Below are 15555 nucleotides of genomic sequence, written 5' to 3' on the forward strand. Positions count from 1 at the left end.
TCCTAAAATCTTGGAATGACTCTAGATTTTGCAGTTACTGCAACAATGCTTATGATTGCAACAGCTAGTACCATCATTGCAATTGTACCAAATTCTGGTACAACATTTGAGAATACTACTTCTTCACCAATTGGTCCTGTTTTAGGATCTTCAACACCGTAACCTTGGAAGGTAACAGTGATGTCTACTGGATCAGAAGAAGTTAATGGTGCTGTCGTATGCATGCCTGTGCCTTCATGATGATGTGCGCCTTCGTCCATCAAAACTTCTACACCATTCTGTGTTACCATCATATCGTGGTTAACATGTTCTGCATCTTCAAATTCAATGGAAATTTCCATTGCTTCGCCTGCAGTTGGTGTTGAAGTCCAAATAGAAACCATTGTGCCGTCAGATAACATTCCGGTTGCAGTTGCTGCACCTTCCATGCCCATCATTTCGTCATCATGCTCGTCATCATGTTCATCCATAGCTTCTGCTTCTTGTACTACAATCAATCCTTGCATCCAAGGATGAACCATACAGAAGTAAGGAACTTCACCAATTGTGTCAGGAGACCATTCAAATGAATTTCCTGCCATTAACAATCCGGTATCAAATTCTCCACTTGGACCATCTTCAGGAGTTCCTGCTGTGAATGTATGTGCTGCTGTATCCACATTTGACATGATTACTTTGCCACCTACATCAACTGTTGCAGTACTTGGAATGTAACATCCCTCTGCAGTGTCTTCACATCCTGGAGCTCCAGAACCTGGTGCTGTCTCAATTGTGACTTCTGAGTGATCTGCAAAAGCAGCTGGTGTTGTTGCAACTATTCCAGCTACAATAGCAAATAGTACGAAGAAAGAGCAAATTGCTTTAGTCTTCATTAAATTGAATACCAGTCCGGATACATAAAAACCTCACTGGAATTTTCAGAACTAGAACTAGTCTTTTCTAAACTGGTACAACTTTAGAATTCCAAATACTGGAATTCCTGCATACATTACAATGTTTAGTAGAACTATAGAGATCCCATATCCTAACATCTCTTCTTCTGAATCAATGCTTACGTGATTCAATAAAGATAATGATGTTAACATTGGAGTTAGTGCAAGTTTTACTGCTTCTTTGAATATCGGGTTCTCGCGTTCAAAGTCTGCAATTGCTGGTGAAAATGAGTAATAGAATTGATTGAAACCTGTCATAAATACAATCCCAGATTCAGTTGATAAAATAGTATTATCTCTGAGTTCTCTTAATTGTTGAACTTGTGGAGCCATTTCAGAACCATATGTTGCAGTGGCAATTAGACATCCGCCATTTTCTCCATTAACTCCATTTTCAGGAGGAATCATGGGTTGAGCTTGAGCTTCACCTACTACAATATCAAAAGAAACCGCTTCTGCTGGAATTGGTTGGAATAAAATTCCTTCAATGTTAAAACTCATAGTGTATACTCCTTCACCAAGATTGAATTCAATTGGAATCTTTACAGAACCTATTGATGTATGTGTTAATGGAATTGGACCAAATACAGTCTCACCATCTTTTGAAACTGATACAGTGTAATCAATATGCTCTTGGATTTTTTGTGTTTGAGGATTGATAAAATCAATATTTATTTTTGTTTGAATATTTGGATCTATCTCATCATATGTTAATTTAACATCTAGTGTTCCTTTTTCAGTTGGAAGTATTTGTGATTCTGCGAATGCTGGAATTATTAATAATGGAATTAACAGTAATACAAACAGAAATTTCATACCTATTTTCTAATAATCATAAATAAAAGTTGTACCCTATTTGTCACAAAAAAATTCTCATAGGCAACAATCCTATACCATCTTTAAATATGGATTTAATTGAATTCTAATGTTGTACCATAAACTTGCATTATCGATGATAATTATTGGTATTTTTGCAATTCCTGTTGTTATTCCTGATGTATTTGCACATGGACTTGGAGGAGATCAAGCTCCACCAATTAGCTTTGGTGATATGGAAGTCACTGTACGTACACAACTAAGTCCATCTGATATCACTGTTGGTGACATCGATTCAGCTAACATGCAAGTGCGCTTTTTCGATACGCTAACTGACAAGAATCTTGATAAAGTTACTTACAGAGTGGAAGTTTGGCAAAGTGGAGAACTTTTAGCTAGAAATCTATTTTATGATATGGATGGAAGATTAGATGTAAAAATCAAGCCACAACCTAATTGCAATGAAGAACATCTTGAAGAATGCTCCATTTATGGTGGTTCAGAACATGTTAGCGCACCAGGAGCGCTATTTGTTCAAGGAGCTGAATGTACTGATGATAATTTAGATATTTGTGCAAGACCGTCAATTACAGGCCCAATTTTTGTAAAGGGCGGATTATACAAGATTAGAGTTGACATTGAAGCAGCTACCAGTCCAAGAACTGTGTTAGCTAATTTACTAAGTTATGAAACTTTTGTCAGTGTTGCACAAGAACAAGACTTTTTTATCAAAACTGCTAATGCTGAAGAAGTTCCAGTAGTTGTAAAAACATACTATGATGATGTTGATAATTTTAAATTTGATACATCTAATAATTCAATTTCATTTGACATGCCCTTTGATTGGAATCCATCTTATGTTGATTTAGTGCAAGTTGTACATGAAGAAGTAAGAGTTCCAAAAACATTTACTCCTTATGCTGAAGGAACACAATTCAAAGGATATGTTAATGGTGTAGAAATTGATCAGAGAGCATTACTAAATGATCCCTATTCATATGAAGATACCAACATTATACATTTTCTAATTACAAAAAATGAATTGCAAAAAATCAATGAAAAATTAGGAGCCGACAATCACAATAACCCAAAAATGGATTTAAAACTAGTTCCATTACCTGAAGCTTCAAAAAGCTCTACAGAATTTTATCTAGTTGATACCACAAACTATGAACAAGTCCCAACCACTGTAAAAATTTCATGGGATGGGAAATATGGTGCAAATCAAGAAATTCCATTCGAGTTTGCATTCTTCAATGAAAATAGAGAACTCATAAAAGATATCAAATATGCATACTTTGTTTTTGATGAATTTGATCAAGAAATTGCTAGTAATGTTGGTGATGACACATCAAGTCTTGGAATTCCTTCTACTGAAGGAATTGACGTTCAAAGAATTTTTGTGCCATCTCAAGGTCAAATTAGAGTTGACGTTAAAGTTTTAGGAACCGGATTGGATTACAATCCAAAGTATGCAGGAATTGGTTCGGCAATTATTGAAATAGGTCCAGGTGCTCCTGTTTCTGCATCTTCGATACCTGAGAAAGCAGCAATTCCTAGTTGGATTAAAAACAATGCTGAGTGGTGGGCAGCAGGACAAATAGATGATGATTCATTCATTCAAGGAATTCAATTTTTGATTAAAGAAAATATCCTGAAAATTCCTCCAACCACGCAAGGCTCTAGTTCAGTCTCAAATGAAATTCCTAGTTGGATTAAAAACAATGCTGAGTGGTGGGCAGCAGGACAAATAGATGATGATTCATTCATTCAAGGAATTCAATTTTTGATTAAAGAAGGAATTATGAGGATTCAATCATAGGTTTTTAAATAAATTCTACCAAGTGATAGTATTATGAAAGACATCAATGACATTATGCCTAAAATTCCAAACATGAAATGGGGTGCCTTGATGAATACCCCGCCAACCAATGACAAAGTTGACGAGATGAACAAAATTTTTCCAAGTAACGGTAAATGGCATACCGTCTTTGAAGAAAAAGATCTTATTACAATTGACGGAAAAGAGATTCGTAAAAAAGATCCCGAAAAGTGGACCTAGATTGAGAAATTCTTTACTGATTTTAACTCTAATATTATCATCTGTTCTTATATTGACATTTGATAATGTCTATGGTCATGGAGTTGGAAGTGAAACTTTTCCTCCTGTAGAATTAGATGGAAGATTAGTTACATTGGAAGTTTCATCTTCAACAAGTGATCCTGACACTAATGATGACCAACAAATATCAATTTCATTAATTGATTTTGATTCAAAAGTTACTCTACGAGATGTTACTTTTTTGATTAAATCACAACGTGGTGAACAATTTCTATTTGAACAAGAATTCAAAGCTGATAATGGATTCATAGTTTTTAATTTTGTATCTGAACAAACTAATTCTATAATTATTGAAGAAGATCATGGAGGTAATCTGTTTGGTTCATTACTTGGACTTGATAGCAGAATGGTTCATGTAAAAGGACCAAAACTTAGTGAAGGCGGACTATACAAATTTGATGTTACTATACTTACTGCAGATGGATATTCTAAAAAACTAATGAACCCTCTAGTTTTTAATGCTGGAATATCTATTGCCCAAACTACACAATTTGATTTTATTGATCCAAATTTTGGAGATCAATATGTACAAGTAATATCATACTATGATAAAATTTCGAATTTCAAATATCAACCTGATTTAAGAGAAATTAGTTATTCAATGCCTTTTGAATGGAGCCAATCCAACATTAATCAAACATCTGTTGTTCATCAGGAACTTGTAATTCCAAAAAATTTTGGTGATTTGTTAGTGTCGGGATTTTCGATGTATATTAATTTTGTAAAGATCTCAGATGATGTTGTAAACATTGATGATTTTTTTTCAGATCAACGTGTAGTTCATTTTATAATATATCAAAAGGAATTGCAAAATGTATTTCATTTTAATCCCAATCAAAACGAAATGAATTTCATAATAAAACCAGACCGTGACTATTCTCATTTAAGCTCAGTCACTGAAAATGGACAATTTAGAATTCTAGTATCTTGGGAACCTGAGAATCTAAAATCTAATTCTAATGCAAAAATAATTTTTGATATTACCGATATTTTCTTAAAGAATAGACCTGTTGCTGCAAGTTATGACTTTTCAGTTACACAAAATGATAAAATAATTTTTGAACAAAGTGGAATTAGCAGTGATTCAAAAGAACAACATAATGTTGCAGAATTTCTGATTCCTCAGGATATAACAGGTGTTGTAAATCTAAATTTTAAAAATTTAGACAATAACAATCTTGCAAAAACAACAATTCCAATTGTGATTGATCGAATTTCAGATCAAAACGGTGAATTCATTCCTGATTGGATTCGAAACAATGCATTATGGTGGTCTGAAGAACAAATTGATGATAATACATTCATTCAAGGAATTGAATATCTAATTAAAAACAAAATCATAATTATTCCAGAAACTCAAAAAGAGTCTTTACAATCTAAAGAGATTCCATCATGGATTCGAAACAATGCAGCTTGGTGGGCGGCAGGACAAATTGATGATAAAACATTTGTTCAGGGATTGGAATTTTTAATTCAAAGGGGAATTATTCATGTTTGATCGATTCTTGTTCGAAAAATGAACCAGTCGCTTTAAATCTTAAAAATTTTAATTTTGATCACTTTGTTTAGGCCTGAAAGAATAGTTGAAAGAAAATCAACTCTATTTTCAATTGTAGTTACTGGCGTTATTGCAATTCTTGCTTTGCCAATAATTATTCCACATCTTTTACATGGATATCATCTTGTACACATTTTCCTACATGTTGGAGGAATTACACTTGCAGTCTTCATTTCGGTGCTTGCAGGAGCTGCATACTACAGATTAAGAACAAAAAGACTTTTGCTAAGCGCTGCGGCATTTACTAATTTTATTGCAGCTGAAGTTGTTTTGCTATTTGATGCTACATGGCCAAATATCTATAATCTAGGCGGAATGTCATTTCCCGAAGTTGGACATTTGTTGACTTTTATTACCTTGGGACTATTGGCTTTGGGAGTGTTTAGAAATGACTGATAGAAATTCACAATTACAGCAAATCATTGAAGAAAATCCTGGAATTCAATTCCGTGAAATAATGCGTTCATCTGGATTAAAAAATGGCGTACTCAGTCATTATCTAGGAAAATTAGAAAAAAGTGGAATAATCAAAGTTATTCGTGGTCCACGGCAAGCCAGATTCTATCCACCTAGAATAACCGAAAACGAATCTATTGTTATCAAAGCTCTAAGAAAAGAAACTCCACGTGATCTGTTACTTGCACTGATCAAAGAAGATGGATTAGAATTTAATCACCTAGTAAAAGAAGTTAGAAAATCTCCATCAACTGTTTCGCTTTATCTTTCCCAGATAGTTGGTGATGGACTAGTTGAAATAAAACTAGTTCAACTCAAAAAGAGATATTATATTAAAGCAAGAGAGCTCATAGATAAATTAGTTGAAGAATATAGGCCAGGCTTACTTGAAAAACCAACATCCGGATTTGAAGATATCATCAACTCTTTCTAATTCAATTTTTTGTATTTCTACAATTGTATGTTTTTGTCTAGTTTTATTTTCTCCAGTTGCTCACGCTGATGTTTTCATTCCTGATAATGAATACCATGGTTATTACGATTTTGAAGGAATTTACACTGTTGTTGGTAATGTTAAAAATCAAAATGATTTTGCATTAATCCCAACAATCACAATATCGGTAATTGACAATGAAACAAAAATTACCAAGACACTTAACCATGTTCCAATTCCTCCAATGGTTGACATTCCATTCAAACTAAAATTCCCAGAAATTCACGGTCAAAATCCTGTTGTACTAAAAGCAGAACTAAAATATGTAAAGACTGACAAACCCCCCATCCCCATCCAGATTATCTATGATAAAACTTTGATAACTTATGATGATGGCCATGTTACCGGTAGAATCAAAAACATTGGGAATCAAACTGTATACAATCCCAAAATCTTTGCAATTGTGCATGGTTATGAAAAATATATCTTAGATGTGGCTCAAAACATTGATCGTATTGAAAAAATTGAACCAGGAGAAATTCTAAACTTTACGATATATCCTGATCCATCTGTTTCTGAACCTGTTCGCTTTTATTCTTGTTTTGCACCTGTGGATACTACAGTAATTCCTCTTACTACAAAAAAGAATAATGGCGATTTCGATTTCAGATATGATTCTGGAGCATGGTATTATGCTGCAAAATTTGACGAAAAGGGAACTACATTGAACATTAAAGGGTACAACAGCTATCCATTAGAGACTTATGCAAACTTTGAGTTTCCTCCAATTTCAGGAAATGAGAAATTTACAGTTACGCTAAATGATGAGTCTATAGAATTTATTCAAAGTGTAGATGAGATGGGCTTTTGGCATGTGGCTTTCAAAGTAGAATCTAGATCACAGGGAGTCTTGAAAATTTCTGGTTTTGAGAAAGGATTGCCTCCTGAACTACCAAAAATCCCACAATGGATTAAGGTTAATACAGAATGGTGGATAACAAACCAAATCTCTGATTTAGAATTTCTTGAAGGAATAGATTTTTTGTTTGAAAAACAAATAATCTCTGTTCCTGAACGAGATGTAATTGCTGAATCTCAATGGAAGATTCCTGAATGGGTAAAAATTTCTGCTGAATGGTGGTATGAAGAAAAAATCTCTGATGATGACTTTCTAAATACAATTGAAAATCTTGTTAAGCGAAAAATAATCGTAGTTTAAGAAAATTAGATAATAATTTTATATCTACCATAAATTATGTAAGCATAAATTGATTATAAAATAATTTTTTGTTTTTCACCAATATAATTAGATGACTCATCCATTTCTCATCTAACCACTACAGTAGTGTTGATAATGAAGAATAGATAAACCAAATTGGTATATTAGTAAGTTTCTTATTTTTTTATTTCATGAAATTTTAATAGCAGAAATTCTAAGCAATACAATCTTGAAAATTTTAGCCTCAATAACCGTGATTTGCATTATATTTTCATTTGCAATAATTCCAAATGTGTTTGGACATGGATTGGGTGGAGAAGTTTTACCGCCCATAATCATTGAAAATAAACAGGCTTCACTTTCAATCAGTATAACGCCATCAGTTTTTGATGAAAATCCTGAAAAATACATCTCACTTAGACTCTTTGATTCAAACACTGATGCAATAATTGAACATGTTACATTTGAATTTGAACTAAAAAAAGACGGCAAACAAATTTTCAAAGATATTTTTCATGATGAACTTGGAAATCTCAACATCAAAGTATTCACAGATAATTCAAACAATATTACAATAGAGGGAATCAAAGAGCCAATTTTAGGCGGTTGGATGAAAAGCAATTCCAATCCATTAATTCTTAGAGGTCCAGTTTTTACTTCTGGAGGATTATATGAATATACTATAAAAATTCTATCAATTAATTCTGATTCTAATATAATTAATGAAGAAATAATATTAGATGGTGGAATTAGTCTTGCCCAAACAAATTATTTCAATGTAAATGATTACCTAAATGAAGAAAAAACACTACAAGTAATATCTTATTTTGATACTATAAACAACTTTAATTTTGAATCAAATACAATAGAATTTTCAATGCCATTTGATTGGAATCAAAATCTTGAACAACTAAGTGTGGTTCATCAAGAAATTAGAGTGCCAAATACTTTTGGAGACTTTCTTTCAACAAGATATGATTCAACAGTTAATGGCATTCTACTACCAGACGAATCTGTAACAATTGATGATTATTCTTTTGAAGATAGGACAATCCATCTAGTTGTAAATCAGGAATTAATCAAACAAATCCAAAATGAGGCAATACGGACATCTGATACAACAATGAATTTTCAATTAAGACCGAGTGAAACTGTCAAATTTCCCCTAGAATTAGTAACTCCTGATTTAAGATACGAGGTATTTTTGTCATGGGAGCCTGAAATTATCCATACAGAAGGCGAAATTACGTTTTTTGTTACTTTTGAGGAGATTTTCTCAGATAAATCAAAAAAACTCGTAGAATATGATCTATCGATAATCCAAAAAAATAACGAAATATTTTCAAAACATCTAACAGGAAATGTAAATTCTCAAACACCAAATTCACACAAAATCACATTCAGTAATGAACAATCTGGCACTGCAAATTTTGTTTTATCTAACATAGGCGGAAATTCCTTATCTAAAGGAAATTTTATTCTAGTTATTCAATCTCCTAGTGATATTCAAAATGATTCATCAATAATTCCAGAATGGATTAAAAATAACGCAGCATGGTGGGCTGACGGTTCCATAGATGACAATTCCTTTGTACAAGGAATTCAATTCTTAATAAAAGAAGGTATTTTGCAAATACCTTACACTACACAAGGTAGCAGCTCAACTTCAAATCAAATTCCAGAATGGATTAAAAATAACGCAGTATGGTGGTCTGAAGGTACAATTGATGACGACTCATTTATTCAAGGAATTCAGTTTCTCATAAAAGAAGGTATTTTGCAAATAACAAGCTGAATAATGTTATTATACAAATTTTAATCAAATAAAATCACAAATGCTACCATTAAGAGACGAAAATCCACATCCACCAGGATTTAAACCAACTGTAACTTACACACTAATCATAATCAATGTAATTGTATTTTTTATTGAAGTTGCATTTACCGGTCAATTCTTTGACTTTACAAATCAGAATGCATTCAATTTATTCTACAACTGGGGTGCTGTTCCAAGCTGCGTTACTGGTGGAACTGTTGTAAATGTTGATTTTGGTGCAGGTCCACTACGTGTGTCTTGTCCTGATGCACCATATTTCTCGTTACTAAGTTCAATCTTTTTGCATGGAGGTTTGATGCATCTTGGAGGAAACATGTTGTTTTTATGGATCTTTGGTGATAACATCGAACACAAATTTGGAAAAATAAAATATCTTGGAATCTATCTGATGTGGGGAATTCTTGCAGGACTAATTCATATTTATGGTGATGCTAGCAGTCCAATTCCCGCAGTTGGCGCATCAGGTGCAATCTCTGGAGTACTGGGAGCTTATCTTGTGATTTTCCCAAAAGCTAGAATCCAGACATTTCTGATGATGGGATTCTTTTGGAGAATGATGCATATTCAAGCAAGATGGTTCTTGCCATTCTGGTTAGTTTTCCAAAATCTGCTACCCTTTTTTATTGGAGGATTCGGTGTAGCTGGTGGAGGCGTAGCATATCTTGCTCACATTGGAGGGTTTGTTGTAGGTCTGGCAACAGGATATCTCTACAAAAAGACTCACAGTTCAGAGTTTACATATGGAACAAGATATGGCTATAGGCCAGATTATTGAACGCATAAATCTCCGAATCTATCTGAAATTTTTATGCCGTTGATTACAGTTTCAATGTATCCTGGTAGAACGCAGGAACAAAAAGACGAGTATGCAAAAGCAATAACAAAATCTGCAGTAGAAATTCTAAAAACAAAAGAGAATCATGTTATTGTTATTTTTGAAGACAATCCTAAAGAAAATTGGTTTCTAGCGGGAAACCAACTTTAATTATTTTTAAAATAGCTAGCCTCCACACTTAACACTTGTTGGCTATGCCGTAAAATCATACATATTTGATTTCAGAATTATGTCAGTACATTCTACGAATGTACCAATTTTCTTTTTATGATAAATGTGATGCCATACTTGATGACAACAAAAACTATCTTGATGATATTGCCAATTCTATGTGCAATTGCTCTATTGTTTACTCCGTCAACTGTATATGCTCATGCAGGACATAATCATGGTGGTGGTGGATGTTCAGATTGTAATCCACCTACATTAGGTGTTGATGCAAGTGGAAAAAGACAAGTTTCTGGAGGATTAACCATCAACGGTCAGACATTTGATGCAGAAGCATTCAAACAAGATCTTGATTCTCAAATTCTCCAAATTGGGGAACCTGTAGAGATCACACTAAAAATATATGATAATAGAGGATATAATGAACTAAAACATGTCGAGCTGAATCTGGGTTACGAGGAAAAACTCGTGTCTGGAGTAATGATTCCACATCATCCAGTTACCATAGAATGGAGTAAGACGTTTGATGGAAAAACTACTACAACTGTTTTTGACAAACAAAAACTACTCAAAGATGTCAATGTTCAGGTTCTTGACAACAGTCCAATTATTGGTGTAAAGTTTAATTTTACACCTGTACAAAAATTTGACGCAAATACAATTGTCACAAAGATCTGGGATCAAAAAAGAAATGCCAATACGAACTATTTCCATAACGCGCTAGACATAATCTCAAATAAACCTGCACCAGTTTTGGCAAATACTCTAAATTCTATACAGGCAAAAATATCTGAGGAAACCACTAATGAACCTACAATCTCTGATTCTCCAATTGACAAAGTAAATCAGGACGTCAAATGCAGTACAAAACATGTACAATTATTGCGTGTGTCAGATAACAGTCCCATTTGTGTTGATGAATATCAAGCTTCAGTACTGATTCAAAACAATTGGGCAATTCCAGCTCAATAATTTTTTTTATCATGACTTCTAAATTACTTCTTGCTTTTACCATGATATTTCTCGTATTTGGAATGACCTCTACAGCATTTGCACATTCTGCAAAAGTTGTTGGGGATTTTAAAATTGAAACAGGTTGGAAGAATGAACCACCTTTGGTGGGAATGGATAATGCAATAGAGATTACAGTATCACTTGCAGAAGAATCTGATAAACTGATCTATGATATGATTTTTTTTAATAAGATAGATGATTCTACAGATAAAGCAACTGAGAAGCATCTTTCAGGACTTGCAGATGAAATTGAAGTAAGTGTATCTGCGGGTGGATCAAAAACCTTTCTTTTACTAGAAGAGAATAAAGAAAATTTGGGTGTGTATCATGCCAAATTCATCCCTACCAATACAGGTACACATACGATTCATTTGTATGGAATTATAAAGAATCTAGAGTTTGAGATGACATCCCAAATTGAGACAGTAGAAAGCTCTGACAGCGCACAAATTCCAGATTGGATTCGAAACAACGCAAAGTGGTGGTCAGCTGGATCAATAACTGATGCTGATTTTGTTAAAGGAATACAATTTCTAGCACAACAAGGTATAATCAAAGTAGAACAAACAACAGAATCATCTGTCATGTCTCAAGAGATACCTCAATGGATTCGAAACAACGCAAAGTGGTGGTCAGCTGGATCAATAACTGATGCTGATTTTGTTAAAGGAATACAATTTCTAGCACAACAAGGTATAATCAAAGTCTCTTAAGTCAATTTTCTACTTGCCATGATTTTACTTGATAAACTTTTGTAGTCCATTTTTATCATAAATGAATCCATATTGTGCTATTATTTTTCTCTGATAACAAATAATTTATTTATATTTTTAAAAATGATAGACTGGAAAAATTCCCCCAGTCAGGGATTGACATACACACTATGGTCGGTTTGATTTCTATTAATCAAATTTACATAATAAGAAAATGGTACATTTTATGTTTGTACCAAGAGTTTATCCTTTTATTGCGATTCAATTAATCTATTTTGTGAAAGCAGCAGTCATTCAATTCAAAGCATCAACGAAAAAAGAAGATAATTTGAAAAAAATTGTTTCATACATTTCAAAGGCAGCTGCAAAAAATGCAACACTATGTGCATTTCCAGAATTCATGATGTTTTTCACAAACTCTTCTCAGACTTCAAAACAATTAGCTAGTTTAGCTGAAACAATTAATGATACTTTTGTCACAACAATTGCAAAAGCTGCAAAAGATAATCACATCCAAGTCGTGGGCTCATTTTATGAAAAGAGTAAAAAGAAAGATCGTGTATATGACACTTCTTTTGTAATTGACAAATCAGGCAAAGTAATCTCTACATATCGTAAAATTCACCTCTATGATGCATTAGGATTTAAAGAATCAGATAAAATGATCTCAGGCTCTAAAATTGCAAAGCCTGTAAAGACATCTATTGGAAAAATTGGCATGATGATCTGTTATGATTTAAGATTTCCAGAGATGTCAAGATCTTTAGCTGTTGCAGGTTCTGAAGTACTAATTATACCATCAGCTTGGGTTAAAGGAAATATGAAGGAAGAACATTGGATCACAATTAACAAAACACGTGCAATTGAAAATGGATGCTATATCATTGCACCAGATCAAGTTGGAAATATTTACTGCGGACGAAGCTTAGTAGTTGATCCTTATGGAAAAATTTTACTTGATATGAAAAAGAAACAAGGCATAGGTTTTGTAAATATTGATTTGGATATAGTAAAACAAACACGAAAAGTTTTGCCATTACTAAAAAACAGAAGAACAGATGTTTATCCTACTTTGAAGGCTTGACTATTCTGCTTTCGCAATTAAAGTTTGAACATTGTTTGGTCCACTTTTGTTTTCTTGAATAACGAAAAATTATCATTGGCCATTTACAAACATCACACGGATTTTTTGTTGCCCTTAGTCTTGCTTTTTGTAGTAATGGAGATGATGCTTTACATCCCCCATAAAAGTTTGAACATCCCATGAAACGCTTTCTTGTAGTTTTAGATCTAATTACCATTAGTTCCCCCAACTTACATTGAGGACACTCTACAAGTCCATTTTTTGGAGAATTTGTTCCAAGAATTATGTATTTCTTCTCTTTTGATGACCATGAAAGATATCCATTTACATCCAAATACTGAATAATTTCTTTTTTGAATATACTGGTCTTTGACTTTGTAGTTTTTGCTGTATGTCTCACTATTGTCTTTTTGACCTGAACAGTTTTGAGTGAACTCTTTGACTTCTTCAATGTTGGATTTACTAAAACAATTTTTATAGGGACTTGGGTCAGTGACATTTGTGGAAAAGGTTTGTGTTCTTGGCGCTGGTAGTACCAAATATGGAAAATTATCTGAAAGCATAGCCGATATTACTACTCAGGCGTCAGTTGCAGCCATAGAAAGTGCAGGAATTTCTCCAAAAGACATCAAAGCATCATACATTTCAAACGTCTTTGGTGTTGCTGATAAACAGGTCCATATTGGTCCTGTCTTGATGAGCAGATTAGGAATTCCAGATAAACCATCATTAACAATAGAGTCTGCATGTGGGAGTGGCTCTGTATCTTTTAGAGAAGCATACGCCAATGTTGCGGCAGGATTTTATGATTGTCTGGTTGTAACTGGCGTTGAAAAAGTAACTCACACAGGGACTGAATGGACAACAACTTACTTTGCATATTGTTCCGACTTTTTTTATGAAGGTCAAGCTGGTGCATCATTTCCTGGATTGTTTGCGTCTATGGCAAGGGCTTACTTGACAGAGTTTAATGCAACTGAAGAAGACTTTGCAGCAGTTGCAGTAAAGAATCACGACAATGGTTTCCTTAATCCTAAAGCTCACATGCAAAAAAAGATTACAATCGATGATGTAATGAATTCTGCTGTAGTTGCAAGTCCTCTAAAACTTTATGATTGTTGTCCATTTTCTGATGGTGCAAGTTCTGTTATTCTTTGTTCTGAAAAGTTTGCAAAAGAGCACGGTGGTGATTACATTGAAGTAATTGGTTCTGGCAGGGGAGGTTCTCCTGCTGCATTGCAAGGACGTGAACATATGACAACAATTCCTAGTACAAAAATTGCAGCAGCGGATGCATACAAAATGGCAGGAATTACTACAAAAGATATTGACTTTGCAGAAGTACATGATTGCTTTACAATTGCAGAAGTAGTAGACACTGAAGACTTGGGATTCTTTGAAAAAGGACAAGGCATTCAAGCTGTTCGTGAAGGTAGAACAAAATTAAATTCTGACATTTCAATTAATCCATCAGGTGGTCTTAAATCAAAAGGACATCCAATCGGAGCAACAGGTATTGGACAAGTAGTAGAAGTATTTGATCAACTAACTGGAAAAGCTGGTGAAAGAACTGTTAAAGATGCAAAAATTGGTTTAACTCATAACTTTGGCGCAACTGGGGCAAGTTGTGCAGTTCACATATTCCAAAGTGTGTAAAATGACTATTGAAGAACAACTAATTGAATATGCAAAACAGGGTAAACTCTTGACTCATAAATGCACCAAATGCGGATATCTTCATTTATCTACTGCCTATTATTGCCTCAAATGCGGTAGTCAAGGGTTTGAAGATGTTATTTTAGACGGTGTAGGCTCAATTGCAACTTATACCATCATCACTGTTGCCCCTGCGGGCTTTGAAAAATATACCCCGTATGCCTTTGTTGTACTTCAACTAGATAATACTGATCTGAGAATTTCTGGGTTTATGGCAGGAATTGCCACTCCTGACGATCTTCCGATTGGAACTAGAGCCCATATAACTGGTTTTGAAGATGGCTGTGGAATCATCATTAAAAAACAGTAAAATAATTTGTTTGAATTATTAAAAAAAATCAAAATCGATTCTTAATAATTTTGCATAGCTGATAGTCTCCATGTCTGTAGAAATAACTTGTGGTAAATGTGGAGAAAAGATCACAAATATGAAAATGCTAAAATCTCTAAAAGATGTTTTGAATCCAACAAATGGAAAATGCCCATCCTGTGGACAGAAACTTTCCACTTCAGAATTTTCACTTGATGTTCAAGAAAACTGATCACCAAAAAGATCATTTTTTAGATTTTTTCAAAACGCTAGTGGTTATTAAAAAATTTCCTTGGCAAATTGGAAAACTGATCCAATTTGATCCCAAACTGATCAAAAATG

The 15555-nt window shown here is 33.7% G+C and carries 18 protein-coding genes; 15 read left to right on the plus strand and 3 right to left on the minus strand.

Annotated elements, in window-relative coordinates:
• Positions 1-2 precede the first annotated feature (2 nt).
• Both OO712_RS00675 and OO712_RS00680 read right to left on the minus strand, forming a co-directional pair.
• Positions 3-872, minus strand: a complete 870-nt coding sequence (locus OO712_RS00675; protein ID WP_200829104.1) for a PEFG-CTERM sorting domain-containing protein — start codon at positions 870-872, stop codon at positions 3-5.
• A 57-nt stretch (positions 873-929) separates the two neighbouring features.
• Complete coding sequence (locus OO712_RS00680) at positions 930-1748, minus strand: CFI-box-CTERM domain-containing protein (RefSeq protein ID WP_109877470.1); 819 nt, start codon at positions 1746-1748, stop codon at positions 930-932.
• Positions 1749-1860: 112 nt separating this feature from the next.
• Between OO712_RS00680 and OO712_RS00685 the strand changes: the two genes are divergently transcribed.
• From OO712_RS00685 to OO712_RS00740, 12 genes are all read left to right on the plus strand, one after another.
• Positions 1861-3570, plus strand: coding sequence for a peptidase (locus OO712_RS00685; protein ID WP_342453488.1), 1710 nt, complete (start codon positions 1861-1863; stop codon positions 3568-3570).
• A gap of 33 nt (positions 3571-3603) precedes the next feature.
• Positions 3604-3810 (plus strand): hypothetical protein, encoded by a 207-nt coding sequence (locus OO712_RS00690; protein WP_109877469.1) that lies wholly within the window; start codon positions 3604-3606, stop codon positions 3808-3810.
• A gap of 1 nt (position 3811) precedes the next feature.
• Positions 3812-5368 (plus strand): peptidase, encoded by a 1557-nt coding sequence (locus OO712_RS00695; protein ID WP_200829103.1) that lies wholly within the window; start codon positions 3812-3814, stop codon positions 5366-5368.
• 63 nt (positions 5369-5431) lie between these two features.
• Entirely contained in the window at positions 5432-5824 is a 393-nt protein-coding gene (locus OO712_RS00700) for a hypothetical protein (protein ID WP_109877650.1), read from the plus strand.
• Positions 5817-6317 (plus strand): winged helix-turn-helix transcriptional regulator, encoded by a 501-nt coding sequence (locus OO712_RS00705; RefSeq protein WP_109877467.1) that lies wholly within the window; start codon positions 5817-5819, stop codon positions 6315-6317. The genes OO712_RS00700 and OO712_RS00705 overlap by 8 nt, the downstream gene beginning before the upstream one ends.
• Positions 6271-7536, plus strand: a complete 1266-nt coding sequence (locus OO712_RS00710; protein ID WP_109877466.1) for a peptidase — start codon at positions 6271-6273, stop codon at positions 7534-7536. Before OO712_RS00705 ends, OO712_RS00710 begins: the two co-directional genes overlap by 47 nt.
• 229 nt (positions 7537-7765) lie before the next feature.
• Complete coding sequence (locus OO712_RS00715; protein ID WP_225866922.1) at positions 7766-9331, plus strand: peptidase; 1566 nt, start codon at positions 7766-7768, stop codon at positions 9329-9331.
• A gap of 40 nt (positions 9332-9371) precedes the next feature.
• Positions 9372-10148, plus strand: coding sequence for a rhomboid family intramembrane serine protease (locus OO712_RS00720; RefSeq protein WP_109877465.1), 777 nt, complete (start codon positions 9372-9374; stop codon positions 10146-10148).
• Between the two features lie 33 nt (positions 10149-10181).
• Positions 10182-10358 (plus strand): tautomerase family protein, encoded by a 177-nt coding sequence (locus OO712_RS00725; RefSeq protein WP_109877464.1) that lies wholly within the window; start codon positions 10182-10184, stop codon positions 10356-10358.
• Positions 10359-10499: 141 nt separating this feature from the next.
• A complete protein-coding gene (locus tag OO712_RS00730) occupies positions 10500-11348 on the plus strand; it encodes a WING-49 domain-containing protein (RefSeq protein WP_109877648.1) in 849 nt (282 codons plus the stop codon).
• Positions 11349-11359: 11 nt separating this feature from the next.
• A complete protein-coding gene (locus tag OO712_RS00735; RefSeq protein WP_225866921.1) occupies positions 11360-12103 on the plus strand; it encodes a peptidase in 744 nt (247 codons plus the stop codon).
• A gap of 277 nt (positions 12104-12380) precedes the next feature.
• A complete protein-coding gene (locus OO712_RS00740; protein ID WP_109877646.1) occupies positions 12381-13187 on the plus strand; it encodes a carbon-nitrogen hydrolase family protein in 807 nt (268 codons plus the stop codon).
• Here OO712_RS00740 and OO712_RS00745 read toward each other — a convergent pair.
• Positions 13171-13686 carry a topoisomerase DNA-binding C4 zinc finger domain-containing protein gene (locus OO712_RS00745; protein WP_109877645.1) on the minus strand — a complete coding sequence of 172 codons (516 nt, stop codon included), beginning with the start codon at positions 13684-13686 and terminating at the stop codon, positions 13171-13173. The two genes, OO712_RS00740 and OO712_RS00745, sit on opposite strands and share 17 nt — an antisense overlap.
• On the opposite strand from OO712_RS00745, the gene OO712_RS00750 reads away from it, so the two are divergent.
• From OO712_RS00750 to OO712_RS00760, 3 genes are all read left to right on the plus strand, one after another.
• The gene (locus tag OO712_RS00750; RefSeq protein WP_109877463.1) at positions 13680-14843 is read left to right on the plus strand and encodes a thiolase domain-containing protein; all 1164 of its coding nucleotides are present in this window, start codon (positions 13680-13682) and stop codon (positions 14841-14843) included. The genes OO712_RS00745 and OO712_RS00750 overlap by 7 nt on opposite strands.
• 1 nt (position 14844) lies before the next feature.
• Positions 14845-15213, plus strand: coding sequence for a Zn-ribbon domain-containing OB-fold protein (locus OO712_RS00755; RefSeq protein ID WP_109877462.1), 369 nt, complete (start codon positions 14845-14847; stop codon positions 15211-15213).
• Positions 15214-15283: 70 nt separating this feature from the next.
• A complete protein-coding gene (locus OO712_RS00760; protein WP_200829102.1) occupies positions 15284-15445 on the plus strand; it encodes a hypothetical protein in 162 nt (53 codons plus the stop codon).
• The last annotated feature ends 110 nt before the right edge of the window (positions 15446-15555 follow it).

It is taken from the genome of Nitrosopumilus zosterae (assembly GCF_025998175.1).
GTDB classification, from domain to species: Archaea; Thermoproteota; Nitrososphaeria; order Nitrososphaerales; family Nitrosopumilaceae; genus Nitrosopumilus; species Nitrosopumilus zosterae.